Origin of the sequence: Candidatus Accumulibacter meliphilus (genome assembly GCF_036625345.1) — a bacterium.
Lineage (GTDB): Bacteria > Pseudomonadota > Gammaproteobacteria > Burkholderiales > Rhodocyclaceae > Accumulibacter > Accumulibacter meliphilus.
On sequence record NZ_JAZKTZ010000014.1, the window covers coordinates 1 to 25,643 of the forward strand.

Sequence of the window (25,643 nt, forward strand, 5' to 3'; positions counted from 1 at the left end):
AAAACACTGGCCTTTTCTATACAGCAGAGTCTTTTTCCAGTAAAATCCATGCCCTTGTAAGACGGTGTGTGAACCCCTGTTAAAGCATGCCGGAACGGACCGATGCTGGTTTCTGTGCGGATCTCGTTCATTTCGTTTTTCTCGTTTATTTCGTTATTCGGCGGCGCGAGCCGCCGTTTCAGTTTCAAGTGCTTTGCAATGGGTGATCCATGTCGCACCTGATGAATACCTACGCTCGCTTGCCCATCGCCTTCAGTCATGGCGATGGCAGCTGGGTGACCGATACCGACGGCAAGGTCTATCTCGACGCGCTGTCGGGAATTGCCGTGTCGACGCTCGGGCATAACCACCCGGCGCTGGTCGCGGCGATTGCTGCCCAGGCCGGGCGCATGCTGCATTCGTCGAACCTCTACCGCATTCCGCAGCAGGAGCAGTTGGCCGACAAGCTGGCGGCACTGGCGGCGATGGACGAGGTCTTCTTCTGCAACTCGGGTTGCGAAGCCAACGAAGCGGCGATCAAGCTGGCGCGCTATTACGGCCACAAGCGGGATATCGAGCGGCCGGCGATCGTGGTCATGGAGAATGCCTTCCACGGCCGCACCATGGCGACGCTTTCGGCGACCGGCAACCGCAAGGCGCAGGCCGGCTTCGAACCGCTGGTCTCCGGCTTCGTGCGCGTGCCCTACAACGACCTCGAAGCCATTCGGGCGGTGGCCAAAGCCAACCAGAACGTCGTTGCGGTGATGCTCGAAATCGTCCAGGGCGAGGGTGGCATCAACATCGCCGACGTCGATTTCCAGCGCGGTCTGCGCGCCCTCTGTGACGAGAACGGTTGGCTGCTGATCTGCGACGAGGTGCAGTGCGGTACCGGTCGCACCGGCACCTGGTTCGGTTTTCAGCACGCGGGCATCCAGCCGGACGTGGTGACGCTGGCCAAGGGGCTGGGCGGCGGCGTGCCGATCGGCGCCTGCCTGACGGCCGGCAAAGCGGTCGGCCTGTTCAAGCCCGGCAAGCATGGGTCGACTTTCGGTGGCAACCAGCTGGCGTCGACCGCTGCGCTGACGACCATTGCGGTCATCGAAGAGAACGGCCTGATCGACAACGCGGTGGCCATCGGTGGGCTGATCCGTGAAGGTCTGGCGCAGGCCCTGGCAGATTGCGAGGGAGTGGTCGAGATTCGTGGTCGGGGCCTGATGATCGGCATCGAGCTCGATCGCCCCTGCGGCGAGCTGGTCACCCGCGCGCTCGACGTCGGGCTGTTGATCAACGTTACTGCCGACAAGGTCGTGCGCCTGCTGCCACCGCTGACCTTCAGCGCCGACGAAGCGCGTGAGCTGGTGAGTCGCCTGGGCGGAGTGATTGGCGAATTTCTCGCCTCCTGATAGAGATTGGTGATGGATAGCGTCAAACATTTCCTGCAGTTCAAGGACTTCACGCGTGCGGAGTTCGACCACCTCTTCGAGCGTTCGCGCTGGATCAAGGGGCAGTTCAAGTCCTACCAGAAATACTGGCCGCTCAGCGACCGTACGCTGGTGATGATTTTCGAGAAGGCCAGTACGCGTACCCGCCTGTCGTTCGAAGCCGGCATGCAGCAACTCGGCGGTTCGGCGATCTACCTCAACAGCCGCGATTCGCAGCTGCAGCGCGGCGAGTCGGTCGAGGACGCGGCGCAAGTGATTTCGCGGATGAGCGACGTGGTCATGATCCGCACTTTCGAGCAGGCGATGATCGAGCGCTTTGCCGCCAATTCGCGGGTGCCGGTGATCAATGGCCTGACCAACGAGTATCACCCCTGCCAGATCGTCGCCGATATTTTCACTTTCATCGAGCATCGCGGTCCGATTCAGGGCAAGACGGTGGCCTGGATCGGCGATTCGAACAACGTCTGCAATACCTGGTTGCAGGCCGCTGAAGTGCTCGATTTCAACGTCCATGTGTCGACGCCGCCGGGTTACGAAGTCGAGCCGGCACGCGCCGGCCTGTATGGCACCGACCACTTCGAGAGCTACGCCGATCCGATGGAAGCCGCGCGGGGCGCCGACCTGGTGACCACCGACGTGTGGACCTCGATGGGTTTCGAAGCCGAGAACGACGAGCGCCGACGGCACTTCGCCGACTGGCAGGTCGACCTCGAAATGATGCGTGCGGCCGGGCCCGAGTCGCTGTTCATGCACTGCCTGCCCGTGCATCGCGGCGAGGAAGTCGAAGCGGCGGTCATCGACGGTGCGCAGAGCGTCGTCTGGGACGAGGCCGAAAATCGCATGCACACCCAGAAGGCGCTCCTCGAGTACCTGCTCCTGGGCCGGGTCGAGGCGCCGAAAGCCAAATAGCTGAAGCGACACGATCAGCCTCCTCAGCAGAATCAGCGCAATCAGCACAATTAGAACAATCTCAGAACAATCAGCAAGATCAGCAGGGAAAACTCATGAGTGACGTCAAGAAAGCGGTACTGGCCTATTCCGGCGGTCTCGATACTTCGGTGATCCTGAAGTGGTTGCAGGATACCTATCAATGCGAGGTGGTGACTTTTACCGCCGACGTTGGCCAGGGCGACGAGCTCGAGGCGGCGCGGCCGAAAGCGCTGCAGTTCGGCATCAAGCCGGAGAACATCTACATCGACGATCTGCGCGAAGAATTCGTGCGCGACTTCGTCTTCCCGATGTTTCGGGCGAACACCGTCTACGAGGGCGAGTATCTGCTCGGCACGTCGATCGCGCGGCCCTTGATCGCCAAACGGATGGTCGAGATCGTCGAGATGACCGCTTCCGACGCCGTGGTGCATGGGGCCACCGGCAAGGGCAACGACCAGGTGCGCTTCGAACTCGGCGCCTACGCGCTCAAGCCGGACATCCGGATCATCGCGCCGTGGCGCGAGTGGGACCTGCTGTCGCGCGAGAAGCTGCTCGCCTACGCCGAAAAACATGGCATTCCGGTCGAGATGAAGCACCGCCAGGGCGGCTCGCCGTATTCGATGGACGCCAATCTGTTGCACATCAGCTACGAAGGCCGCCACCTGGAAGACCCGGCGGCCGAAGCCGAAGAGTCGATGTGGCGCTGGACGGTGTCGCCGGAAGCAGCGCCCGACGCGGCCGAGTACATCGATCTGGAGTTCGAGAAAGGCGACCTGGTAGCCATCAACGGCACGCGCATGCCGGCACACGAACTGCTGGCGCTGCTCAATCAATTGGCCGGCAAGCACGGCATCGGTCGCATCGACCTGGTCGAGAACCGCTACGTCGGCATGAAGTCGCGCGGTTGCTACGAGACGCCCGGCGGCACCATTCTGCTGCCGGCGCACCGAGCCATCGAGTCGATCACCATGGATCGCGAAGTCGCCCATCTCAAGGACGACCTAATGGCGCGCTACGCCAGCCTGATCTACAACGGCTACTGGTGGAGCCCCGAGCGGCTCGCTTTGCAGACCCTGATCGACCACACCCAGCAGCCGGTCAATGGCTGGGTACGGGTCAAACTTTACAAGGGTAACGTGATCGTCGTCGGCCGCGATTCGAAAACCAACTCCCTGTTCGATTCGACCATTGCCACCTTCGAGGACGATGCCGGCGCCTACGACCAGAAGGACGCCGGTGGCTTCATCAAACTCAACGCCCTGCGCATGCGTATCGCGGCAAAGCTGGCGCAACGCCCACATTAATCTGGAGATGAGCCCGCCATGTTTGGGCTGACGGAAGAGCAGATAGCGGAATTTGGCATGACCTTCGGGATCGGTGCCTTCATGCTCTTCATGTTGTTCATCATCGGCGAGATTGCGTGGAAAGCGAAAGCCGGAAGGACAGGAACGATTGTCCTGTTCTTCGTCCTGTCCTTCGGGATGCTTGGCTTCATAGCCAAGACGATCATGGAGAAAGTCTGGGGATTATGAGTAGCTCGCAGTTCGACAACGTCAGTGTGGTCAAGCAGGCCAACATCTATTTCGACGGCAGGTGCGTCAGCCACACCGTGCTCCTGGCAGACGGCAGCCGCAAGACGATCGGCGTCATCATGCCCTCGTCGCTGACCTTTACCACCAGCGCTCCGGAAGTCATGGAATGCGTCGCTGGCTCGTGCCGCGTGCGTCTCAACGGCAAGGAGCAGTGGACTACCTACGCCGCCGGCCAGTCCTTCGCCGTCCCCGGCGACGCGTCGTTCGACATCGCCTGCGACGACGCTTTTCACTACGTCTGCCATTTCGAGTAGTTCGCGTCTGCGGGCCTTTGAGTGTGTGAGTGTCTGAGCGTCTGAGTGTCTCCGCGTATCTGGCAATAATCCGAGCCTGAACCCGGGCGCTGGCACCGCTTGCCTGGCCCTCGCTGGCTAATAGGCGGCGCGGCGCTGCCGCTCGCCGCGCCGCCGAGCGGTGCTTTCTGTCCCCTTGTGGTCCGTCTTGGCTATCGTTCCGCTCAGGAAAAAGCCTTACGATGGCCGCACGCTCAACATAGGAGATCCGGGAATGTCCGCGAACGAAATCGAAAACGTCAGCCGCTGCGCACTTATCGTCATCGACGTGCAGGAGTCTTTCCGTCAGATGCCTTTCTGGTCCGAGACCGAAGTGCCCGCCTTCAAGGCGGCGCTGCTCGCGCTCGACGACGGTTGCCGCGCGCGCGGCGTGCCGGTGGTGCACATTTTCCACGTCGGCCAGGCCGGTCCCTTCAGCGAGGGATCAGGCGCGGTGCGCGGGCTCGACTGGCTGCCGGGCTCGCCCGACGTGTCCTTCTTCAAACACACGCACAACGCATTTTCGGATACCGGCCTTGATCTGTGGCTTCGCCGCCACGGCGTCGAGCGGCTGATCATCGCCGGTATCCGCACCGAGCAATGCTGCGAGACGACCACCCGGGTGGCCTCGGATATCGGCTATCAGGTTGATTTCGTCAGCGAAGCGACGCTCACGTTCTCGATGACGCATCCCGTCAGCGGTCGGGTGTATCCGTCGCACGAGATCAAGGCGCATACCGAACTGGTGCTGGCCGGGCGCTTCGCACGTATCGCCAGCGTCGACGACTGCCTGGCCAGCCTCGGAGCCGTACATGCTTGAATTGCGACCGAATTGCGAATGCTGCAATTGCGAGCTGCCGCCGCAGTCGCGCGAGGCGATGATCTGCTCCTTCGAATGTACCTTTTGCGCCGATTGCGTCGAGCGGCGACTGCTCGGTCGTTGCCCTAATTGCGGCGGCGAGCTCGTGCGGCGGCCGATCCGCCCGGCGGGCGAACTCCTGCGCCATCCGGCCTCGACACAACGCGTGTTCAAGCCGCTTGGCTGTGCTTCGTCGTGAAGCCGAAGCTGCTGCTGCAGCCGGCTTGGCCTCGGTCCGGGATTTTCGGCGGCTTTGTCTACGCTGCGCAAGCGCTGCGCCCATCGCCGGGTGGCAAAGCGGACGCCTCAGTCTTGCTGCTCCTCGATCTTGGCGCTCAGCGCCGTGAAAAACTCGGAGGCGCCACTGCGGATCGAGTAATCGGCGACCGTAGATAGCGAGGTCGGATGTGGATTGACTTCCACCACCGTTACCCCGGCGCGTTTTGCCCACACCGGCAGGAGCGCGGCCGGCTGGACGGTGAACGAGGTGCCGACGCAAAAGAAGAGATCGGCCGTCAGGCTGCACATTTCGGCGGCGGCAAAGACCTCTTCATCAAGCACTTCTCCGAACAGGACCAGATCCGGCCGCACCGGCGCGCCGCAGTGGGGACAGGAAAAAGCTTCGACGGCACTTTGCTCCCAGTCGGCCGAGAAGCCGCAATGCTGGTGGCAGCGGAGGCGGTGGATAGTGCCGTGCACTTCGAGCACGGGCGCGTTCCCGGCACGGCTATGGTAGCCATCGATATTCTGCGTAATGACCGTCAGTCGCTTTCCCCGACAGCTTTCCTGTAATCGAGCGAGAGCCTGGTGAGCGGCGTTCGGTTGCCGTTCGTCGACCAGCTTCTTCAACTCCAGCAGCCAGCTCCAGACGCGTGCCGGATTGCGCAGGAAGCCCTCAATACTGGCGACCTCGTCAGGATCGACCGTGTTCCAGAGTCCGGTTGCGCCATCGCGGAAAGTTGGAATGCCACTATCGGCGGAAAGACCGGCACCCGAGAAGACGACGATTTCCTTCGCCTTGCGCAGCAGGGAAGCGACCGAGTCCAGGCTGTTTGCTTGCATCTTCCTCTCCTTTGCCGTGCTCACTCTGGATTGCCAGAACCCGCCTCCGGGGAACTGGCCTCCGCGACCTTCACTGGCCTGATGATTGTCGCATGTTCCGAGCTGGCGAGGGGCTGGCCAGTGGGTGTGCAGCCGCTCCGGCGTGCCGCTGGCTGCTCTCCAACGGCGGCAGGGGGGAGTGGTCCGCAGGGCCTGCGTCGGCGTCGTGGAAAGCCTGTCGGCGCTCGTTGCGGGGCATCGCTGACGGTCAATCGTTGTATAAAAGCAACACAATGCCAAACCAATGCTTGAAGCCGCCGAAGTTTGTATGCTTAAATCCGCCGACTGCGCAAAAATCGCATCGCGTGACACGCATTCGGACCTAACAGAGATTAATCGAGGAGGAATATCTTGAAATCGAAAATCATTACTACCCTACTGGCCTCAATCGGCCTTTTTGCTGCAGTTGGCGTCGCACAAGCGCAAACTGCAGTTGATCGCGTTTATGTGATCGACTCACGCGGTGAAGTCGCGATGAGCGGTGCCGGCCTCTGCTGGCGGACCGGTTTCTGGACGCCTGCAGGCGCTGCCAAGGACCCGGCTGGCTGCAAGTGCGACAAGGACCTGCTGCCGAAGGAAGTCTGCGAGCCGCCGATGGCCAAAGCCGGGCCGAAGCCGTCCGGTGACAAGGTGACCGTCGCTGCCGACGCGCTGTTCGACTTCAACAAGGCAACCTTGCGTCCGGCCGGCAAGGCGAAGCTCGACGAAGTCGTCGCCATGTCCAAGCAGATCAAGCTGGAAGTGATCATTGCCGTTGGTCACACCGATCGTATCGGCTCCGACGCGTACAACCAGAAGCTGTCCGAGCGGCGTGCCGCGTCGGTCAAGAGCTATGTGGTCAGCAAGGGTATCGAAGCCAACCGCGTGTACACCGAAGGCAAGGGCGAGAAGCAGCCAGTTACCCAGCCTGGCCAGTGCGCCGGTCCCAAGAGCCCGAAGGTCATTGCCTGCCTGCAGCCTGACCGTCGTGTCGATATCGAACTCATCGGCACCAAGTAATTCTGGCAAGGCCTAAGAAAACCCCGCTTCGGCGGGGTTTTTTTTCAGCTTGTACAAACCTGTTTATACGGCGACCCTGCCCATGGAAGTTGTCGATCTGCTCATCGAGGCGCGCTGGATAGTTCCGGTCGACCCCGCCGGCGTGGTTCTCGAAAATCACGCTGTCGTGGTCGATAAGGGCCGTATCCTGGCCGTCCTTTCTCAGGACGAGGCGGCGAGCCGCTTTTCGGCCAGGAACCACAAGCGGCTGGAACAGCATGTGTTGATTCCGGGACTGGTCAATCTACATACGCACGCCGCAATGAGCCTGTTGCGCGGTCTTGCCGACGACCTGCCGCTCATGGAGTGGCTGCAGCATCACATCTGGCCGGCTGAGGCGCAGCATGTCTCGGAGCAGTTCGTCTATGACGGTACGCTGCTGGCTTGTGCCGAAATGCTGCGCGGCGGGATTACCTGTTTCAATGACATGTATTTTTTCCCCGGCGCGGCGGCTGACGCCGCCTTGGCCTCGGGGATGCGCGCCGCAATAGGCCTGATCGCGGTCGACTTTCCGAGTAGCTACGCGACCGATGCGGACGACTATCTGGCCAAGGGGCTGGCCATCCGCGACCAACGGCTGGACGAGCCGCTGCTGTCCTTCTGCCTGGCGCCTCATGCGCCCTACACCGTCAGCGACGCCGGCTTTGCCAAGGTGCTGACCCTTGCCGAGCAGATAGAACTGCCGATACACCTGCATCTACATGAAACCGTCCAGGAAATTGAGGAAAGCGTGCAGCGCTTCGGGATGCGCCCGATTGAGCGCATCCGTCGCCTGGGATTGCTGAGCCCGGCACTAATCGCGGTGCACGGGGTGCACCTCGATGCGCATGAAATCGAACTGCTCGCCGAGCACGGGTGTTCGCTCGCACACTGCCCCAGCTCCAACCTCAAGCTTGCCAGCGGGATTGCTCCGATTGGCGAATTGGTGGCGAAAGGGATCAATATTGGTCTGGGTACCGACGGCGCGGCCAGCAACAACCGCCTCGACCTTTTACAGGAGATGCGGCTGGCCGCATTGCTGGCCAAGGAACAGAGTGGCCGCGCCGACGCCTTGAATGCCCATCAAGTCCTGCACATGGCAACGCTTGCCGGCGCCAGAGCACTGGGCCTCGAGGCGCAGATCGGCTCGATCACGCCCGGCAAGGCGGCGGATCTGTGCGCTGTCGCTCTCGACGATCTCGTACTTGCGCCTTGTTACGAGCCCGTTTCACACCTCGCCTATGCCGTAGGCCGAGAGCATGTTTCTGCCGTGTGGGTCGCTGGTCGGATACGCGTCGAGGATGGGCAACTGATTGAAAGCAACGAAACTGGATTGATAAAACTGGCGCTCTTGTGGCAAAATAAAATCCGTCCGTGACGAGTTCAGTGAACAACGAGGCATAACAGGCCATGTGGACCCGCTCCGCAGCCTTAAATTAACGAGGGAAACCTAGATGAAAAGAATTGTAAGAACAAGCACCATCGTGGCCGCGTTCGCTGCCGCCACTCTCGGCTTCGGCGCCTCGCTGGCTCAAGCACAGACTTCGATTCCCCTGGATCGTGTCTATGTGATCGACTCCCGCGGTGAAGTCGTGATGAGCGGTGCCGGCCTCTGCTGGCGGACCGGCTTCTGGACTCCTGCAGGCGCTGCCAACGACCCGGCTGGCTGCAAGTGCGACAAGGACCTGCTGCCGAAGGAAGTCTGCGAGCCGCCGATGGCCAAAGCCGGACCGAAGCCGTCCGGTGACAAGGTGACTGTCGCCGCCGATGCGCTGTTCGACTTCAACAAGTCAAGCTTGCGTCCGGCCGGCAAGGCGAAGCTCGACGAAGTCGTCGCCATGTCCAAGCAGATCAAGCTGGAAGTGATCATCGCTGTTGGTCACACCGATCGTATCGGCTCCGACGCTTACAACCAAAAATTGTCCGAGCGACGTGCTGCGTCGGTCAAGAGCTATCTGGTCAGCAAGGGTGTCGAAGCCAACCGCGTGTACACCGAAGGCAAGGGCGAGAAACAGCCGGTTACCCAGCCTGGCCAGTGCGCCGGTCCGAAGAGCGCGAAGGTCATCGCCTGCCTGCAGCCTGACCGTCGTGTCGATATCGAACTCATCGGCACCAAGTAATCCGCTTGTGTTACGGAAGAAGCCCTGCTTCGGCAGGGCTTTTTTGTTGCTGCGCCCGGCAATGCGCATTTGCTTTTGCGCGCCACGAAGGTCGCGCACTAGCACTTGCTGCCCGCCTCTTGTCACGGAAACCGCTTCATGATGATCAACGCCGACCCAAACGAACTCGAAAAATTTAGCCAGCTAGCCCATCGCTGGTGGGACCCGAACAGCGATTTCAAGCCCTTGCACGACATCAACCCCTTGCGCCTGGAGTGGATCGACGGTCATTGCCAGCTCGCCGGCAAGAGGGTGCTCGACGTCGGTTGCGGTGGTGGCCTGCTTTCCGAAGGCATGTGCGAAAAAGGCGCGACGGTGACCGGCATCGATCTTTCCGACAAGGCGCTCAGCGTGGCCCGACTGCATTTGCTCGAAAGCGGTCGACAGGTCGACTATCGGCAGATTTCGGCCGAAGAACTGGCTGCCCAGCAGGGCAGCAGCTTTGACGTCGTCACCTGTATGGAAATGCTCGAGCATGTCCCCGATCCGGCGAGTACCGTCGCCGCTTGCGCGGCTCTGGTTAAACCGGGTGGGCATGCTTTTTTCTCGACCATCAACCGCAATCCGAAAGCCTACCTGTTTGCGGTTATTGGCGCCGAGTATGTGCTGCAGATGTTGCCCAAGGGCACTCACGACTATGCGAGATTCATCAAACCGTCAGAACTCTCGCGCTGGCTGAGAAATGTCGGTCTCGATCCGGATGAGCTGCGTGGGATGACCTACAATCCTTTCAGCAAGCATTACGCGCTGGGCCGCGACACCGACGTGAACTACCTCCTGCACAGCGTGAAGAATGTTTGAAGCGGTATTGTTCGATCTTGACGGCACTTTTGCCGATACCGCGCCCGACCTGGCCGCCGCCCTCAACCGTTTGCGTGCCGATCTGGGGATGGCGCCGGTGCCGCCAGGGCAGCTCCGCCCTTTAACTTCGCAGGGCGTACGGGGCATGCTCAAGGCCGGGCTGGCGATGCTGCCGAGTGATGCCCGCTACGTCGAATTCTACGATCGCTTCCTGCACTACTACAGTCAGGACATTTGTGTCGAAACGACGCTCTTTCCCGGCATTGAGCGACTCCTTGATGGACTTGAGGGGCGCTGTTCGCCATGGGGTATCGTCACCAACAAGGCGCAGCGCTTCACTCTGCCGCTCCTGGCCCGGCTTGGCTACGCCAAGCGCGCAGCCTGTGTCGTCAGCGGCGATTCGGCGCGCCGCGCCAAACCGGCAGCACACCCGATGCAGTTGGCGTGCTCGCTGCTTGCCAGGCGTCCCGAGAGTTGCCTCTACGTGGGTGACGATCTGCGTGACATCCAGGCCGGCCGTGCCGCAGGCATGGTAACCGTGGCCGTGCGCTATGGTTATCTCGGAGATGGCGACCCGATAGAGAGCTGGGGCGCCGATCATGTTGTCGATCACGCTCACCAAATTGCCGCCCTGGCTGGTATACACTGAGCGCGCGCGACCTTCGTGACCCCTGCGAGACAAGCTATGCCCAAGACCGCTCTGATCCTGTTTGCTCATGGCGCACGTGACCCCGACTGGGCCGATCCCATGCGCCGCGTTTGCGCCTTCCTGCGCGAACAGGCTCCCCATCGGCGCGTCGAACTGGCTTTCCTCGAGTTCATGAAGCCCGAGTTGCGCGACTGTGCCGAGTCGCTGCTCGCCGAGGGCTTCGAACGGATCATCGTGCTGCCGATGTTTATCGCCCGCGGCGGACATCTGAAACGCGATGTGCCCTTGCTGCTCGACGAGTTGCGGCGTAGCCATCCGCAGGCGCATTTTGAATTGGACGCTGCGATCGGCGAAGCCGAGAGCGTCGTGCAGGCCATGGCCGGGTACGCGCTGACGCTGGTTGACGGCTAGTCGCTAGTGGTCAGCGCGTGCCCGGCGCGCGTCGCGCGTGCTCGATGTCTGTGCGCTACCAGGGCTGGCGCGGAGCCATGCGGTGCCTGAGTTCCGCTTTTCTCCGATCGGATTTCTGGCAACGCCGTTTCGCGATCGCTTCGGCATTCCACGGCAGGCGCAGCTGGCGCCCCATGCCCGCGGCCAGTTGCGCTTGCTGCGCCCGTATGCTCGACCGGAAGCGGTGCGAGGGCTGGAGGCGTTCTCGCATGTCTGGCTCAGTTTCGTTTTCCACCGCAGTGCCGATCAATGGAGCCCGACGGTTCGTCCGCCGCGCCTTGGCGGCAATGCGCGGGTCGGCGTATTCGCTAGTCGCAGTCCTTTTCGCCCCAACCCTCTGGGCTTGTCGCTGGTCGAGTTGCTGGCGATCGATACGTGCGACGGCGTGCTGCTCACGTTCGGTGGCGTCGATCTGCTCGACGGCACTCCGGTTCTCGATATCAAACCGTACATCCCCTTCGCCGAGAGCCAAGCGGCCGCACGCGCTGGTTTCGTTGCTGGCCCGCCGCGGCAACTGGCCGTCGAATTTAGTGCGCAGGCGGCGGCTCAACTGTCTCTCCACGAGCAGCGCTGGCCGGATCTGGCGGCCTTGTTGCGCGAGGTCCTGGCCCAGGATCCGCGTCCGGCGTACGCCGAGGATCCCCTGCGCCAGTACGGCTTTCGTCTCTACAATTTGGAAATAAAATGGCGCTGTACGGCGACGAGGGCTATTGTCGAGGCGGTTCTTGGGCCGCAGGACGAGGTATCTTCCTGATCTGAAGACCGGGAAGGTGGTCAGCCTGTCAGCCGTGTCGCGGCCGCTGCGTTACTATGGAATCATCGTCAAGAGCCAAGCGTTGCCTCTTCTCCAGGCAGGCATCGTCATCTGGCCGGCAAGCAATCCTGCGACTACCGGCCAGCGCTCTGGAAAATCATCACATTTGGAGACGATTTCATGAAAACCTTGATCGGCGCGCTGTTGCTGCTGGCCTTCGTGCAACCGAACACCGTTCTTGCCGATGGCCGTGGCCGTGGCGCCTATCCGGTGGCCGGCGCTGTGGTCGTCGGTGGTGGCGGTGGCTATCGCGGCCCTTATCGCGGCGGATACCGGGGAGGGTACGGGGGCAGGGGCTATGGAGGTGGCTCTGTGGGGGTCTATTTTGGCGCCCCCCTTGGCTGGGGTTGGCCGTGGGGTCCGCCAGTCTACTATCCGCAGCCAGTCTATCCGCCAGTCATCAACGTTCCCCCGCCGGTGGTTTACGTCGAAAGGGAGCAGGTCTCCGCAGCGGCGAGCGGCCAGGCGCTCGAGCCCGGCTATTGGTATTACTGCCGGGAACTCGCTGCCTACTACCCGGTAGTGACCCAGTGTCCCGGCACCTGGGAGCAGGTTGCGCCGCGTGCCGAATAGCCGAGGCGGGTTGCCGTGAGGGCTGATGGCGCAAGCGTCGGCGCGCACTTGCCGCGAGTCGCTGCGCTTACTAAATTTTCGCGCCTCGGTATTCAGGGAGCGAGTCGCTCGCGAATCCATTGCTGATCACTCCCAAGCCGGTAGCGCAAGCGGTCGTGTAGTCGGCTCTTGCGCCCTTGCCAGAACTCCCAGCAATCCGCTTGCAGGCAGTAGCCGCCCCAGTGCGGCGGGCGCGGCGGCTGCAGCAGAAACTTGGCGCCATAGCGAGCGGCGTTGGCGACCAGCACCGCGCGGCTGGAAATAACCTGGCTTTGCGGGCTGGCCCAGGCGCCGATTCTTGAGTCGAGCGGGCGGCTGGCGAAGTAGGCGTCGCTTTCTGCTTCGCCGATCTTGTCGACCCGGCCTTCGATACGCACGACGCGCTCCAGTTCGACCCAGTGGAACTGCAGCGCGGCCCAGGGATTGGCGGCCAGCTCGCGGCCTTTGCGGCTTTCATAGTTACTGAACCAGGTGATGCCCTGCGCATCGAAGCCCTTGATCAGGACGACCCGGGTGGACGGGCGCATGCGCTTGTCAACCGTGGCCAGGGTCATCGCATTCGGCTCGGGTACTTGTGCAGCAATCGCTTCGGCGAGCCATTTCGAAAACTGCTCGCCGGGGTCGGCATGCGACGCCTCCTCGCTGAGTTCGGCACGCTCGTAGCTTTTTCGAAGGTCGGTAAGTTGGGTCATCGTCGGTGTTTGGGTTAGATGGGGATTGAAGGATGGTGGCGCTCCGCAACCGGGATGCGCACGGCAAATGAGGGGTGGTGGTCATGACTCTGATGAGCTTGCGGTATCTCGCGAGGTCATGACCCCTAGCCAGCCTTCGCGCAGGACATTGCGCTTCTCTTTCACGACCAGTTGGTGTTTGTCGCTTGCGGGCGATTCGAGGCGCAGGGAGAATTCCATCAGTTCGTCGCGTCGGAAAGCGACTATGCGGATGCTTTCTCCCGCTTGCCGCCGGCACAACAGGCGTTCGAGAGAATCGGGCGTAACCCGCAGGCCGTCGATGGCTATCAACAGGTCGCCGGCCGAGAGGCCCGCCGTCTGAGCGGGGCTTCCTGCGTACACCGTCGCCAGGCGCACTTCCCGGCCGTCAGTACTGATTTTTGCGCCAAGCGTCGGCGTCGTCGACGCGTTCTGGCGTAGCATCTGGATACCGAACGGTTTCAGCAGTGGCGCCAGCGCGAGCTCGCTTGTGCCGTGTATCGCCGCGGCGAAAAACTGCGCCAGGTCGAGGCCGGACAGCTCTTCGGCGAGCAAGCGGATGTCATCGTCACCGACACCGACGCCGCCGTAACCAGCGCGTTCACCGTGCCGTAGCCAGAGCGCACGCATGACGTCGTCAAGCGATACCCGGTTCCTGGTGCCGGCACGCAGCCTGAGGTCCAGAGCCAGGGCGACCAAAGCGCCCTTGGCGTAGTAGCTGACGACCGCGTTGGGTGTGTTCTCGTCCGGTCGGTAGAACTTGGTCCAGGCGTCGAAACTCGACTCGGCCAGCGTTTGCCGCTTGCGGCCCGGGTCGCGGAGGACCTTGTCGATCGTTCGCGCGACCAATCCCAGCCACTCCTCCGGTTCGATCAAGCCGCAGCGCAGCAGCGCCAGATCGTCATAGTACGAGGTGAAGCCTTCGAAGGCCCACAGCAGGGTGGTGTAGTTCTCTGCATCGAGATCGCAGGCGCTGAATGCGGCGGGGCGGATGCGCTTGATGTTCCAGCTGTGAAAGTACTCGTGGCTGCACAGGCCCAGGAAAGTACGGTAGCGCTCGGGCGTTCCCTGCATGCCCGGGTAGGGCAGGTCGTCGCGGGCGCAGAGCAGCGCCGTCGAGGCGCGGTGTTCGAGACCCCCGTAGCCGTCGCCGATGGCGGTGATCAGAAACAGGTAGTGCGGCATCGGTGCGGGCTCGCCGAAGAATCGGATCTGCCATTCACAAAGGCGCGTCAGATCGGCCGTGAGCCGTGCCAGGTCGCAGTCGTGGCGCCCGCTGATGACTACCTCCTGCGGCACTCCGCAAGCGCTGAACGTAGCCAGCGTGAAGCCGCCCATCTCCACCGGATGGTCGATCAATTCGGCGTAGTTGGCCGCCCGGTAGACGCCGAAGCCGTGCCGGTCGGCGGCACCTTTTTCGCCTTCGGCAGACGCTAGCGCGGTCGCCACACGCCAGTCGCGATAGCGCTTGCCAAGCGGCCGCTGGATATCGACCAGGCAGAGTAGATGCTCGTGACCAAGGGCGCGCAGGAAAACGCTGCTGCCGTTGAAAAAAGCGTGTGTCTGGTCGAGGTGCGCGCCGCGTACCGAAAGGTCCCAGGCGTAGACTTCGCAGATAACCGTCAGCGCGGACCGTTTTTTGCCCGTCGGCATGGCCTGCCAGCTGTGCTTGTCGATCTTGTCGAGACGTACTGGCTTGCCGGCAGCCTCGGCGCGGATCGACACGATGTGGCGCACGAAGTCCCGAATCAGGTAGCTGCCGGGGATCCAGGCGGGCAGGGAAAAGCGCTGGCCGCTTGGGTCGGCGTTAGCCAGCGTGCAGCGCACTTCGAAAATGTGCGCCTCCGGGTGGCTCGGGCGGATGCTGTAGACGATGCTCGCGGGCTTCATCGGGCGTTTTCTCTTATCGTAGGGTGGTACGGAAGGAATTGTAAGTCTTCTGTACTGTTCGCCAAGCAGTCGTCGCCTTCTCGGCTACGCAGCAGAGGACGTGTCGCTACGCCTAGCCGGCGTCTGTTGGGCAATCTGCTGACGCTTCGACGACCTGAGCAACGCTAGGATCCCGGCGCAAGTCGTGCCACAATGATTTCACTGGGAATAGGCCCGAAGAGAAATTTGTTTGGCTGGAGCGGAAGGGGATTTGAGCGAGACATGAAGGTGATTGGAAATTCAAACGGCCTACTTTTCGCAGTAGCTTTGGCGACTGTATTGCTGTCTTCCCCCGCCATGGCCGAGGCGCAGAGCAAGTCTCAGGCACAGGTAAAGTCCCAGGCACAGAGCAAGTCCAAGGCCCAGCCCAAGGCGCAGGCGCAGCCCCGCGAGCTGGCGGGGATGCTGAAGAAAATCAAGGATAGCGGCGTGATTTCGCTCGGGCATCGAGCAGCCTCGATTCCCTTCTCATACTATGACGGCGAGCGGCAGGTCATCGGCTATTCACAGGAGCTGATGCTGAAGGTGGTCGAGGCGATCAAGGCCGACTTGAAGATGGCCACGATCGATATCAAGTTGGTGCCTGTTAACTCGTCGAACCGCCTGGAAATGGTCGCGGACGGCTTGGTCGACATCGAATGTGGTTCGACCACCAACAACAGCAAACGCCAGAAAAAGGTCAGCTTCTCGACGACGATTTTCATCATCGGTACGCGTCTTCTGACCAACAGGGATTCCGGAGTCCTGGACTTTCCTGACCTGTCGGGCAAGAACGTGGTCACCACCAAGGGAACGACCTCGGAACGTTTACTGCGCGAGATGAACGACAGCAAGAAAATGAACATGAGTATCATCGCCGCCAGGGATCACGGCGAGGCCTTCCTGATCCTCGAAACGCGGCGCGCGGCCGCGTTCATGATGGATGACGCACTGCTGTACGGGGAATTGGCCAAGGCCAAGAAGCCCGAGGACTGGGCAGTGGTCGGCACGCCACAATCGTTCGAGGCCTACGGCTGTATTCTGCCCAAGGATGACTTGCCCTTCAAGGAGGTCGTCGATCGCGCGCTGACCACGGCGATGACCTCGGGAGAGGCGGAGAAGATTTACGCCAGATGGTTCCTGCAGCCGATTCCGCCGAAAGGTCTGAACCTCAACTTCCCGCTGTCCGATGCCATGAAGGAACTTTACAAGGCGCCCAACGATAAAGCTTTCGATTAAAGGCGCATCGCCCGGGGGCCGTACGCTCCTCGGAATCGCAACTGAAGGAAAAGCCCATGTTGAACAAAGCGCTTTCATGTGTCTGCTTCGGTCGTTTCGTTGCTCGTTCTCAGTGCTGCGTCACTTGCGGCCGAAAAGCCGAATATCCTGATCCTCGCCCCTGGCGGCACCATGCTTTCGTTTGGTGCCCGGCTGTTTTTGCGCACGGGAGCAGTGTCTGCCGCGCCGCAGAAGTGCGAGGCTAACGTGGTCTGTTGCACAGTTCAGGCGTAGATTGCCTTTTCTGACGTCCGGTCAAGGCGAGCCGAGTAGCATTAGATAAATAAAGAAAAATAGGAGAGCGGCATGGTATTGACCAATGAATCCATCCTCAATCTGCGGCGCAACCTGCGCGAGATCGCCGAGCAGCAGAATCTGCCCGCGCGCATCGACGAGTACCTCGAATGCTACTTCGGAGATGGTGAGCTGAGCGACGTCAGTGACGCCAGCCCGGAAGAGCTTCTCGGTGCGGCCGTGCAGCATTTTCGCCTGGGCGAAGCGCGACCGCCGGAAAAAGCGATTGTCGCTCTGTACACCCCGGATTTTGACCGCCACGGCTGGCACTCACCGCACACGGTGATCGATGTCGTGACCGATGACATGCCCTTCCTGGTCGATTCGATCACCATGGTCGTGTACCGGCATGGTCTGGTCATCCATCGCTTGCTGCATCCCCTGCTGGCCACCGAGCGAAACGCCGAGGGGCTGTTGCAACACACTCTGCCGCGCGGTGCCACCGGCAGCCAGCCGGAATCGTGGATTCACCTCGAGATCGACCGCGTTGGCGACGCTCAGCTGCTCGAACAGTTGCGCCAGGAGATCGCCAGCGGTCTCCTCGATGTGCGCGCGGCGGTCGAAGATGTCGCCGCCATGCAGAGCTGCATGCAACAAGCATACGACGAGATGATCACCATTCCCGGTCCCGAGTGCGATGAAGCCGGGGCTTATCTGCACTGGATCGGGGTCAACAATTTCGTCTTTCTCGGTTATGCCGACTACCTCGTCAGTCCGGAAAGCGGCACGCTCGCGCGTGTTGCGGACAGCGGACTCGGTATCCTTCGTCACGCCGACCACCAGGGTTTTGGCCATTGCCTGGCCGGATTTCAGGGTGCCGTCGCGGCGCTGGCCGGAGATCCCTCGCCGCTGATCCTGGTCAAGACCGACGCGCGTTCGACTGTTCACCGTGCGGCCTACCTCGACTTCATCGGCGTCAAGCGTTATGACGCTGCCGGCCAGGTCATCGGCCTGCGTGCTCTGGTCGGTCTGTACACGGCGCATGTCTATCACGTGGCGGCAACCGACATTCCGATCCTGCGCCGCAAGATTTCTGCAGTCAGGGAGGCCATCGGCTTTATCCCGCGCAGTCACCGCGAAAAAACCCTGCTCAATGTCCTCGAAACCTATCCCCGCGATGAGTTGATCGAGATCGCGCACGGCGACCTGATGGCCGCTGCGCATGGCATCGTTTCGCTGCACGAACGCGAGCAGGTGCGCGTGTTCATGCGTAACGACGCCTGGGGGCGCTACGTGTCGGTGATGGTGTACATGCCGCGCGATCATTTCGACACCCGCTTGCGCAAACGAATCTCGGCGTTGCTGAATGAAACCTTGGTCGCCGAAAGTGTCGATTTCTTTATCATGCTCGGCGAATCGCGGCTGGCGCGCATCCACTTCATCGTCCACACCCCGCTTGGCACCACCTACGACTACGATGCCGAGGCCATCGAGAGACAGGTTGCGCGCATCGTTCGTGGCTGGGCCGACGAACTGAAACACAATCTCATCGGGCATTATGGCGAGGAGCGGGGTAATGCCCTCTTGCGCCGCTACGGTTCCGAATTGCCGCAGTTCTATCAGGAGCGTGTCACGCCCGCTTCTGCGGTGTCCGACCTGGAGCGTCTGGAAGCGGCCGAAAGCAGCGGCCGGGTCGAAGTGAAGCTTAATGCCGCGCAAGGCGACGATGGCTCGCACCAGCACGTGAAACTGTTCCGCCGCGGTCGCCCGCGGCCGCTGTCGGCGATCCTGCCCATTCTCGAAAACCTGGGGCTGACGGTGCTTTCGGAGCAACCGTTCAAGTTGCCACAGAGTGATCTGCACGTCGCAGATTTCGCTGTCCAGCTACCTGACCCGGCGGCACTCGATGACGACAGCACGCGGCGAGCCTTTGTCGAATTGCTCGAAAGCCTGCTCCGCGACGAGGCCGAGAACGACGGCTTCAACCGGCTGGTTCTGCTCGCCGGCCTCAACGGCCGGCAGATCGGCATTCTGCGCGCCTACCGACGCTATCTGCTGCAGGCCGGTCTGCCCTTCAGCCAGGCTTACATTGAGCAATGTCTGGCAACGCATTTCAGCATTACCCGTGGTCTGGTCGAGCTCTTCGAAGCGCTGTTTTCGCCGGCCGCCGACGATGCGCGTGCGAAAGCCATTTCCGAAGAACTGAACGCGGCCTTGCTGCAGGTCAGCAATCCCAACGACGATCGCATTCTCGCCGCCATGCAGACGGTCATCGAAGCCACCCTGCGCACCAATGCCTATCAGTCGGCCATCGACGGAAAAGCTCGCGACTACCTGTCCCTGAAGCTTTCGTCGCGCGATATCCCCTTCCTGCCCGAGCCGACGCCGCTCTACGAGATTTTTGTCTATAGCGATCGCGTCGAAGGGGTGCACCTGCGCGGTGCGCGGGTGGCGCGCGGCGGTTTGCGCTGGTCCGACCGGATGGAAGACTTCCGTACCGAGGTGCTTGGTCTGGTCAAGGCCCAGATGGTCAAGAACGCGGTGATCGTTCCGCTGGGTTCGAAAGGTGGCTTCGTCTGCAAGCGGCCGCCACCGGCCAGCGACCGGGAAGCTTTCCAGGCCGAAGGGATTGCCTGCTATTCGACTTTCATCCGCGGTCTGCTCGATCTGACCGACAACCTGGTGGACGGCCAGGTCGTTCCGCCACGCGGCGTGCGCCGTCGTGACGGTGATGACGCCTACCTGGTGGTCGCCGCCGACAAGGGGACAGCGACCTTTTCGGACATCGCCAACGGCATCGCCATCGAGTACGGCTTCTGGCTTGGTGATGCTTTCGCCTCGGGCGGTTCGGTCGGTTACGACCACAAGAAAATGGGTATCACCGCCCGCGGCGCCTGGGAAGCGGTTAAACGGCATTTCCGGGAGCTGGGCCTGGATACGCAAACGCAGCCGTTCACGGTCGTCGGCATTGGCGACATGTCGGGAGACGTCTTTGGCAATGGCATGTTGCTCTCGCCACAAATCAGGCTGATTGCCGCTTTCGATCACCGCCACCTGTTCCTCGATCCGAATCCGGATCCGGCGCCGAGCTACGCCGAGCGGCAGCGGCTGTTCGCGCTGCCGCGTTCGTCGTGGGCGGACTACGACCCGGCACTGATTTCCACGGGCGGCGGCATCTGGTCGCGCAGCGCCAAGGCCATTCCGCTTTCGCCAGAAGTGCGTTCGTGGCTGGGTACTGCAGCGATCCAGCTGCCTCCGCACGAGTTGATCAAGATCATCCTGCAGGCACCGGTCGATCTGCTTTACAACGGTGGTATCGGGACCTACGTCAAGGCCAGTAGCGAGAGTCATCAGGAAGCCAATGATCGTGGTAACGACGTTTTGCGGGTCGATGCCAGCCAACTGCAGGCGCGGGTGATTGGTGAAGGCGGCAACCTCGGGCTGACTCAGCCCGGCCGTATCGAGTTCGCGCTGCACGGCGGCCGCATTTTCACCGACGCCATCGACAACTCGGCGGGGGTGGACTGCTCCGACCACGAGGTCAACATCAAGATCCTGCTCGCCGGCCTGATCAGTCGTGGTGACGTGACCGGCAAGCAGCGCGACACCCTGCTCGCCTCGATGACCGACGAGGTCGGGCGCCTGGTGCTGGCCGACAACTATCAGCAGACGCAGGCGATTGCGCTTGAAGCGGCGGCGGGCGTTGAGCTGATCGAAGCGCACGGACGTTTCATCCGCACTCTGGAAGCCAAAGGTGCTTTGCGCCGCGCCATCGAGTCATTGCCTGACGACAAGCGCCTGGCCGAGCGTGCGCAGCAAGGGCGGGGTCTCAGTGCACCGGAGCTCTCGGTTCTCCTGGCCTATGCCAAGATCACGCTGAAGGAAGCCATTCTGGCTTCGGAGCTGCCCGACAACAAGGATGTTTACGAGTTGCTGGTGAACTACTTCCCTGCCGCTGTGCTCGGACAGTGCAGCGATTTGCTGCCGGCGCACCCCTTGAAGCGTGACATCATCACCACCCAGCTGGTCAATCGTCTGGTTAACCGAATGGGGACGATCTTCGTCATGGAAGTCAGTGACGAGACCGGCGCTTCACCGGCGCAGGTCGCCGGCGCCTGGTACGCCGCCAGCAGTGTGCTCGATACTGAAGCACTATGGCGTGAGGTCGAGTCCCTGGACCTGGCAGTCGACGCGGCTGTGCAGATGGCCCTGATGGTCGAGTTGCGGACGATGACCGGCGCCGCGACACGGCTGATGGTGACGCAGCATGTCGGCGGCGCTTCGATCGGCGAAATGGTTGCCGAGTACCGGCCGGCGGTCGTCAACTGCATGGACAGTGTTCGAGCCGCCGGGAGCGGGGCGCAGGGCCTTACAGCATTGCTCGAAGCACGTGCGCAGATCGTCGCCGCGTTCGAGTTGGTGAATCTTGCGCGTGCCTGTGCCTTCCCCTTGGCTCAGGTTGCCGGCGCACTCCGCGAACTGGCCGAGAAGCTCGACCTGGACTGGCTGGGTGCTGCGATTAATCGACTTCCTGCCGGCAACCGCTGGCAGGCACGGGCACGTGCTCAGCTCTCGGCCGAGTTGACCGCTCTGCGCCAGCAGCTCTTGCAGCAGGTGTTGGGCGGCTGCATGCAGCCTACCGAGCAGGCGAGTGCCGTGATTGACGAACTGAAGAGCAACGTGCCGCAGGATCTGGCCATGCTCTCGGCGGGTCTGGCAGAAGCCAGGCGCCTGCTGGCTTCCTGAAGCGATCGAGGCAGGTGCTCCCGTGCGTGTTGCGGGAGCGCCTGCCTGTGCCTTGCTTGCCCGGCAACGGGGTCCATGCACCGTTCTGGCGGCCATAATTATGAATTGCGCCGCGACCCGGGAAGGGTTTTGGTGTAGAATTGCTTGCCCGCTGCGAGGCCTTCACGGGCTCGCAAATCCCCTCAGGATCCTTGATGCCGCTGCCCGCACCCACTGCCGAACGCACCCGTATGCATGTCCGCAGCGTCCAGCTCGACGGCTACAAGCGTAATGATGGTTGTTGGGATATCGAGGCACGACTGGTGGACGTCAAGGATCACGACTATCCGCTGTCGTCGGGCCTGCGCAAGCGGGGCGAAGCGGTGCACGACATCTCGGTGCGGGTGGCCATTGATGCCCAGATGAATATCCTGGAGGCGGTGGCCTGTATCGATGCGATGCCGTATAGCGGATATTGCGATCAGATTGCTCCCGATTACTCGCAGCTGATCGGCCTAAATCTCTTTCATGGCTTCCGGACGGCAGTCAAGAATCTATTCCGTAGCACGCGTGGGTGCTCGCATATCAGCGAGCTGGTGAGCTTCTTGCCGACCGCGGCGCTGCAGACCTTCGCCAGTGATGTGCGCGACAACGACGATAGCGGGCATAAGCCCTATCAGCTTGATCGTTGCCACGCCCTGGAGTCGCATTCGGACGCGGTTCGGCGCTATTACCCGCGCTGGTACCGTGGTCAGAAGCCCGGGTAGGATGTTCTGCCTGCGGTTCGTTACTTTCGTTCCACTCGTTACACTGGTTACACTTCGCAACCTTAACTCAAGCAAGGAAAGCGCATGAAAATTCACGAATATCAGGGTAAGCAACTCCTGAAGAAATTCGGCGTTGCCGTTCCGCGCGGGGTCTTCTGCCAATCCGTCGATGAAGCGGTCAAGGCAGCCGAATCCCTGGGAGGCAATCTCTGGGTCGTCAAAGCCCAGATTCACGCTGGCGGTCGTGGTAAAGGCGGTGGTGTGAAGGTCGCCAAGTCGCTGGACGAAGTCCGCGAGTTTGCCGGCCAGATTCTCGGCATGCAGTTGGTGACGCACCAGACCGGTCCGGTCGGCCAGAAAGTCCGCCGCCTGCTGATCGAAGAGGGTGCCGACATCCGCAAGGAGTACTACGTTGCCGCGCTGACCGATCGTACAACGCAGACGGTGGCGATAATGGCTTCTTCCGAAGGCGGTATGGATATCGAGAAGGTCGCTCACGATACCCCCGAGAAAATTCTCAAGGTGTTCGTCGACCCAGAGGAAGGTTTGAGCGCCAAGCAGGCAGCTGAACTCGCCACGGGCATTGGCGTTCCCGCCGCATCGGTCGACAGCGCTGTCAACGCGCTGCAGGGGCTCTTCAAGTGCTACATGGAAACCGACGCCTCGCTGGCCGAGATCAATCCGCTGATTCTGGAAGGTGATGGCAACATCAAGGCCATCGACGCCAAATTCAACTTCGACTCCAATGCCCTCTATCGGCAGCCCGAGATCATGGCTTTCCGCGATCTCGACGAAGAGGACCCTGACGAGCTCGAGGCATCCAAGCACGATCTTTCGTACATTTCGCTTGACGGCAATATCGGCTGCCTGGTGAACGGTGCGGGTCTGGCCATGGCGACCATGGATACCATCAAGCTCTTCGGTGCCGAGCCCGCCAACTTTCTCGACGTTGGTGGTGGTGCAACCACCGAAAAAGTCACCTCGGCGTTCCAGATCATGCTCAAGAATCCCAAGGTCAAGGGAATTCTGGTCAACATCTTCGGTGGCATCATGCGCTGCGACACGATCGCCACGGGCGTCGTTGCGGCAGCCAGGGAAACACACATCGCGGTTCCGCTGGTGGTGCGCATGAAGGGAACCAACGAAGATATCGGCAAGAAGATCCTGAGCGATTCCGGTCTGCCAATCATCACTGCGGATTCAATGGCTGATGCCGCCACCAAGATCGTTGCTGCGGTCAAGTAAGGAGCCAACATGTCGATTCTGATCAACAAAGACACCAAAATCATCACCCAGGGCATGACCGGCAAAACCGGGCAGTTCCACACCGAGAAGTGCCAGGAGTACGCCAACGGCAAGAATTGCTTCGTCGCCGGCGTCAACCCCAAGAAAGCCGGCGAGAGCCTGATGGGTATCCCGATCTTTGGCACGGTCAAGGACGCTGCTGCCGAGACCGGCGCCACTGTTTCGGTGATCTACGTACCGCCGCCAGGTGCGGCGGCCGCGATCTGGGAAGCTGTCGAAGCCGACCTTGATCTGGTGGTCTGCATTACCGAAGGCATTCCGGTCCGCGACATGCTGATGGTTCGCAACCGGATGAAGAAACGTGAAGCCGCCGGCGGCAAGAAGACCCTGTTGCTTGGTCCGAACTGCCCTGGCGTGATCACCCCGGATGAAGTCAAGATCGGTATCATGCCCGGTCACATCCACCGCAAGGGTCGCATCGGCGTTGTTTCGCGTTCCGGCACGCTGACCTACGAGGCCGTTGCACAGCTGACCGAAATCGGTCTGGGTCAGACCACCGCCGTGGGTACCGGTGGTGATCCGATCAACGGTCTCAAGCACATCGACATCATGCGTCTGTTCAACGACGATCCTGATACCGATGCGGTGATCATGATCGGTGAAATCGGCGGTCCCGACGAAGCCGACGCTGCCGTGTGGTGCAAGGCGAACATGAAGAAGCCGATCGTTGGCTTCATCGCCGGCGTTACCGCTCCTGCAGGCAAGCGCATGGGACACGCTGGTGCGCTGATCTCCGGCGGCGCAGATACCGCTGACGCCAAGCTCGCGATCATGGAAGAGTGCGGCTTCACGGTGACCCGCGATCCGTCGGAAATGGGCAAGCTAATCAAGAAGCTGATCTAGGCACAGCCATCTGGCGGAAGTCCAGCCAAGAAAAAAAGGCAGACTGCGGTCTGCCTTTTTTCTTGGCGATTGCCTTGTGCTGATTGGTGCAGGCCATTTCCCGGTAGAATCGGCGCTGCAGGCTTTCTGCTAGTTTGATGTTGCGGGCAAGACGAGCCTGCGCAGCGTCAAATTGCCAGTATTACGCGTGTTACCGATGTGAGAACAAAATGGCCCTGTTCCTGACTGAAAAAGAGGTTGAGCAGCTGTTGACCATGCCGCTGGCGTTGGCGGCGGTCGAGGCTGCGCACCGCCAGCTTTCGACCACGGCGGCCTGCGATGTGCCGCGGCAGAGGACGCGCCTGCCGCAGACGACGCTGCATATCCTGCAGGGGGCCTTGCCGCAGCTCGACGCCATTGGCTACAAAGCCTATACCAGCAACCGCTCGGGCGTGCGCTTTCTGGTCCACCTGTTCCAGGCCTCGACCGGCCGCCTGCGGGCGGTGATCGAGGCTGACCGCCTGGGTATGATGCGTACCGCTGCCGCGGCCGGCGTTGCCACCCGCTTTCTGGCCCGAGGCGATGCGCAGGTCGCGGGTATCTTTGGTGCCGGCTGGCAGGCGGAGGGACATATCGAGGCGATTGCCGCCGTGCGCCAGTTGCGACTCGTCAAAGTGTACGCCCGTCGCGCCGATCGGCTGGCTGAATTCTGCACGCGCATGGCAGACCGTCTCGGTATCGAAGTCGTCGCGGCGGTGTCGCCCGAAGCGGTGGTGCGCGGTAGCGATATTGTCAGTACCATCACCACCGCATCGACGCCGCTATTCGACGCCGAGTGGCTATCGCCCGGAACGCACATCAATGGCGCTGGCTCCAATTCGCTGATCCGCCGCGAAATCGGCGAAGATGTTCTGAAGCGTTGTTCGCCGATCATCGTTGACAGTGTTCAGACGGCACTTCTTGAAGCCGGAGACCTCTTGCCCTTGTTCGAGAAAGGGCGCCTACAGGCGCGTTCCCTGGTCGAACTCGGGGACGTGATCTGTGGTCGGCATCTGGGACGTTCGACGGCTGCCGAGATCACGCTCTTCGAATCACAGGGCATGGCCGTTCAGGATCTGGCGCTCGCCGTCCGTATCGAGGCGCTTGCACGTGAGCGTGGTCTGGGTCTCGAATTGCCTTTTGGAGGCTAGTGTTGGCACAATGTCTGTGCTCGGGAG

24 protein-coding genes are annotated in these 25,643 nt (G+C 61.5%); 21 read left to right on the forward strand and 3 right to left on the reverse strand.

All coding sequences use genetic code 11. The features are described 5' to 3' along the window. Positions 1-209 precede the first annotated feature (209 nt). From V5B40_RS21780 to V5B40_RS21810, 7 genes are all read left to right on the forward strand, one after another. The gene (locus V5B40_RS21780; protein WP_332356521.1) at positions 210-1,382 is read left to right on the forward strand and encodes an aspartate aminotransferase family protein; all 1,173 of its coding nucleotides are present in this window, start codon (positions 210-212) and stop codon (positions 1,380-1,382) included. A gap of 12 nt (positions 1,383-1,394) precedes the next feature. Continuing rightward, positions 1,395-2,330: an ornithine carbamoyltransferase gene (gene argF, locus V5B40_RS21785; protein ID WP_332356522.1), complete on the forward strand. Its 936-nt coding sequence runs from the start codon at positions 1,395-1,397 to the stop codon at positions 2,328-2,330. 95 nt (positions 2,331-2,425) lie between these two features. Further along, entirely contained in the window at positions 2,426-3,655 is a 1,230-nt protein-coding gene (locus V5B40_RS21790) for an argininosuccinate synthase (protein WP_332356523.1), read from the forward strand. 18 nt (positions 3,656-3,673) lie between these two features. After that, the gene (locus tag V5B40_RS21795; RefSeq protein WP_169067089.1) at positions 3,674-3,883 is read left to right on the forward strand and encodes a DUF2788 domain-containing protein; all 210 of its coding nucleotides are present in this window, start codon (positions 3,674-3,676) and stop codon (positions 3,881-3,883) included. Then, complete coding sequence (locus V5B40_RS21800) at positions 3,880-4,197, forward strand: pyrimidine/purine nucleoside phosphorylase (RefSeq protein ID WP_332356524.1); 318 nt, start codon at positions 3,880-3,882, stop codon at positions 4,195-4,197. The genes V5B40_RS21795 and V5B40_RS21800 overlap by 4 nt, the downstream gene beginning before the upstream one ends. 253 nt (positions 4,198-4,450) lie before the next feature. Continuing rightward, on the forward strand, positions 4,451-5,035 hold the full coding sequence (locus V5B40_RS21805; protein WP_332356525.1) for a cysteine hydrolase family protein: 585 nt from the start codon (positions 4,451-4,453) through the stop codon (positions 5,033-5,035). Further along, positions 5,028-5,273, forward strand: coding sequence for a DUF1272 domain-containing protein (locus V5B40_RS21810; RefSeq protein ID WP_332356526.1), 246 nt, complete (start codon positions 5,028-5,030; stop codon positions 5,271-5,273). Before V5B40_RS21805 ends, V5B40_RS21810 begins: the two co-directional genes overlap by 8 nt. Before the next feature lie 107 nt (positions 5,274-5,380). On the opposite strand, the gene V5B40_RS21815 is transcribed toward V5B40_RS21810, so the two are convergent. Further along, positions 5,381-6,136 (reverse strand): SIR2 family NAD-dependent protein deacylase, encoded by a 756-nt coding sequence (locus V5B40_RS21815; protein WP_332356527.1) that lies wholly within the window; start codon positions 6,134-6,136, stop codon positions 5,381-5,383. A 390-nt stretch (positions 6,137-6,526) separates the two neighbouring features. Between V5B40_RS21815 and V5B40_RS21820 the strand changes: the two genes are divergently transcribed. From V5B40_RS21820 to V5B40_RS21855, 8 genes are all read left to right on the forward strand, one after another. Beyond that, a complete protein-coding gene (locus V5B40_RS21820; RefSeq protein WP_332356528.1) occupies positions 6,527-7,174 on the forward strand; it encodes an OmpA family protein in 648 nt (215 codons plus the stop codon). Positions 7,175-7,256: 82 nt separating this feature from the next. Beyond that, positions 7,257-8,570 carry a TRZ/ATZ family hydrolase gene (locus V5B40_RS21825; RefSeq protein WP_332356529.1) on the forward strand — a complete coding sequence of 438 codons (1,314 nt, stop codon included), beginning with the start codon at positions 7,257-7,259 and terminating at the stop codon, positions 8,568-8,570. Between the two features lie 76 nt (positions 8,571-8,646). Further along, entirely contained in the window at positions 8,647-9,312 is a 666-nt protein-coding gene (locus V5B40_RS21830; RefSeq protein WP_332356530.1) for an OmpA family protein, read from the forward strand. Between the two features lie 138 nt (positions 9,313-9,450). Then, positions 9,451-10,152: a bifunctional 2-polyprenyl-6-hydroxyphenol methylase/3-demethylubiquinol 3-O-methyltransferase UbiG gene (ubiG, locus tag V5B40_RS21835; RefSeq protein WP_332356531.1), complete on the forward strand. Its 702-nt coding sequence runs from the start codon at positions 9,451-9,453 to the stop codon at positions 10,150-10,152. Beyond that, positions 10,145-10,801 carry an HAD-IA family hydrolase gene (locus tag V5B40_RS21840; protein ID WP_332356532.1) on the forward strand — a complete coding sequence of 219 codons (657 nt, stop codon included), beginning with the start codon at positions 10,145-10,147 and terminating at the stop codon, positions 10,799-10,801. Before ubiG ends, V5B40_RS21840 begins: the two co-directional genes overlap by 8 nt. Before the next feature lie 36 nt (positions 10,802-10,837). Next, a complete protein-coding gene (locus V5B40_RS21845; protein ID WP_332356533.1) occupies positions 10,838-11,212 on the forward strand; it encodes a sirohydrochlorin chelatase in 375 nt (124 codons plus the stop codon). An 82-nt stretch (positions 11,213-11,294) separates the two neighbouring features. Continuing rightward, complete coding sequence (gene tsaA, locus V5B40_RS21850; protein WP_332356534.1) at positions 11,295-12,005, forward strand: tRNA (N6-threonylcarbamoyladenosine(37)-N6)-methyltransferase TrmO; 711 nt, start codon at positions 11,295-11,297, stop codon at positions 12,003-12,005. Positions 12,006-12,185: 180 nt separating this feature from the next. Beyond that, positions 12,186-12,638, forward strand: a complete 453-nt coding sequence (locus V5B40_RS21855; RefSeq protein ID WP_332356535.1) for a hypothetical protein — start codon at positions 12,186-12,188, stop codon at positions 12,636-12,638. A gap of 92 nt (positions 12,639-12,730) precedes the next feature. Here the strand turns inward: V5B40_RS21855 and pdxH are convergent, their stop codons facing one another. Further along, positions 12,731-13,369, reverse strand: a complete 639-nt coding sequence (gene pdxH / locus V5B40_RS21860) for a pyridoxamine 5'-phosphate oxidase (RefSeq protein ID WP_332356536.1) — start codon at positions 13,367-13,369, stop codon at positions 12,731-12,733. 81 nt (positions 13,370-13,450) lie between these two features. After that, positions 13,451-15,277: a M61 family metallopeptidase gene (locus tag V5B40_RS21865; protein ID WP_332356537.1), complete on the reverse strand. Its 1,827-nt coding sequence runs from the start codon at positions 15,275-15,277 to the stop codon at positions 13,451-13,453. A 225-nt stretch (positions 15,278-15,502) separates the two neighbouring features. Between V5B40_RS21865 and V5B40_RS21870 the strand changes: the two genes are divergently transcribed. The 6 genes from V5B40_RS21870 to V5B40_RS21895 all read left to right on the forward strand — a co-directional run bounded on the left by V5B40_RS21870 (position 15,503) and on the right by V5B40_RS21895 (position 25,616). Next, positions 15,503-16,534, forward strand: coding sequence for a glutamate/aspartate ABC transporter substrate-binding protein (locus V5B40_RS21870; RefSeq protein WP_332356538.1), 1,032 nt, complete (start codon positions 15,503-15,505; stop codon positions 16,532-16,534). Positions 16,535-16,879: 345 nt separating this feature from the next. Further along, positions 16,880-21,553 carry an NAD-glutamate dehydrogenase gene (locus V5B40_RS21875; RefSeq protein WP_332356539.1) on the forward strand — a complete coding sequence of 1,558 codons (4,674 nt, stop codon included), beginning with the start codon at positions 16,880-16,882 and terminating at the stop codon, positions 21,551-21,553. 194 nt (positions 21,554-21,747) lie between these two features. Next, on the forward strand, positions 21,748-22,299 hold the full coding sequence (locus V5B40_RS21880; protein WP_332356540.1) for a DUF2889 domain-containing protein: 552 nt from the start codon (positions 21,748-21,750) through the stop codon (positions 22,297-22,299). Positions 22,300-22,383: 84 nt separating this feature from the next. Next, positions 22,384-23,544, forward strand: a complete 1,161-nt coding sequence (gene sucC, locus V5B40_RS21885) for an ADP-forming succinate--CoA ligase subunit beta (protein WP_291997746.1) — start codon at positions 22,384-22,386, stop codon at positions 23,542-23,544. Between the two features lie 9 nt (positions 23,545-23,553). Further along, entirely contained in the window at positions 23,554-24,447 is an 894-nt protein-coding gene (gene sucD / locus V5B40_RS21890) for a succinate--CoA ligase subunit alpha (protein WP_332356541.1), read from the forward strand. A 209-nt stretch (positions 24,448-24,656) separates the two neighbouring features. After that, positions 24,657-25,616: an ornithine cyclodeaminase family protein gene (locus V5B40_RS21895; protein ID WP_332356542.1), complete on the forward strand. Its 960-nt coding sequence runs from the start codon at positions 24,657-24,659 to the stop codon at positions 25,614-25,616. The last annotated feature ends 27 nt before the right edge of the window (positions 25,617-25,643 follow it).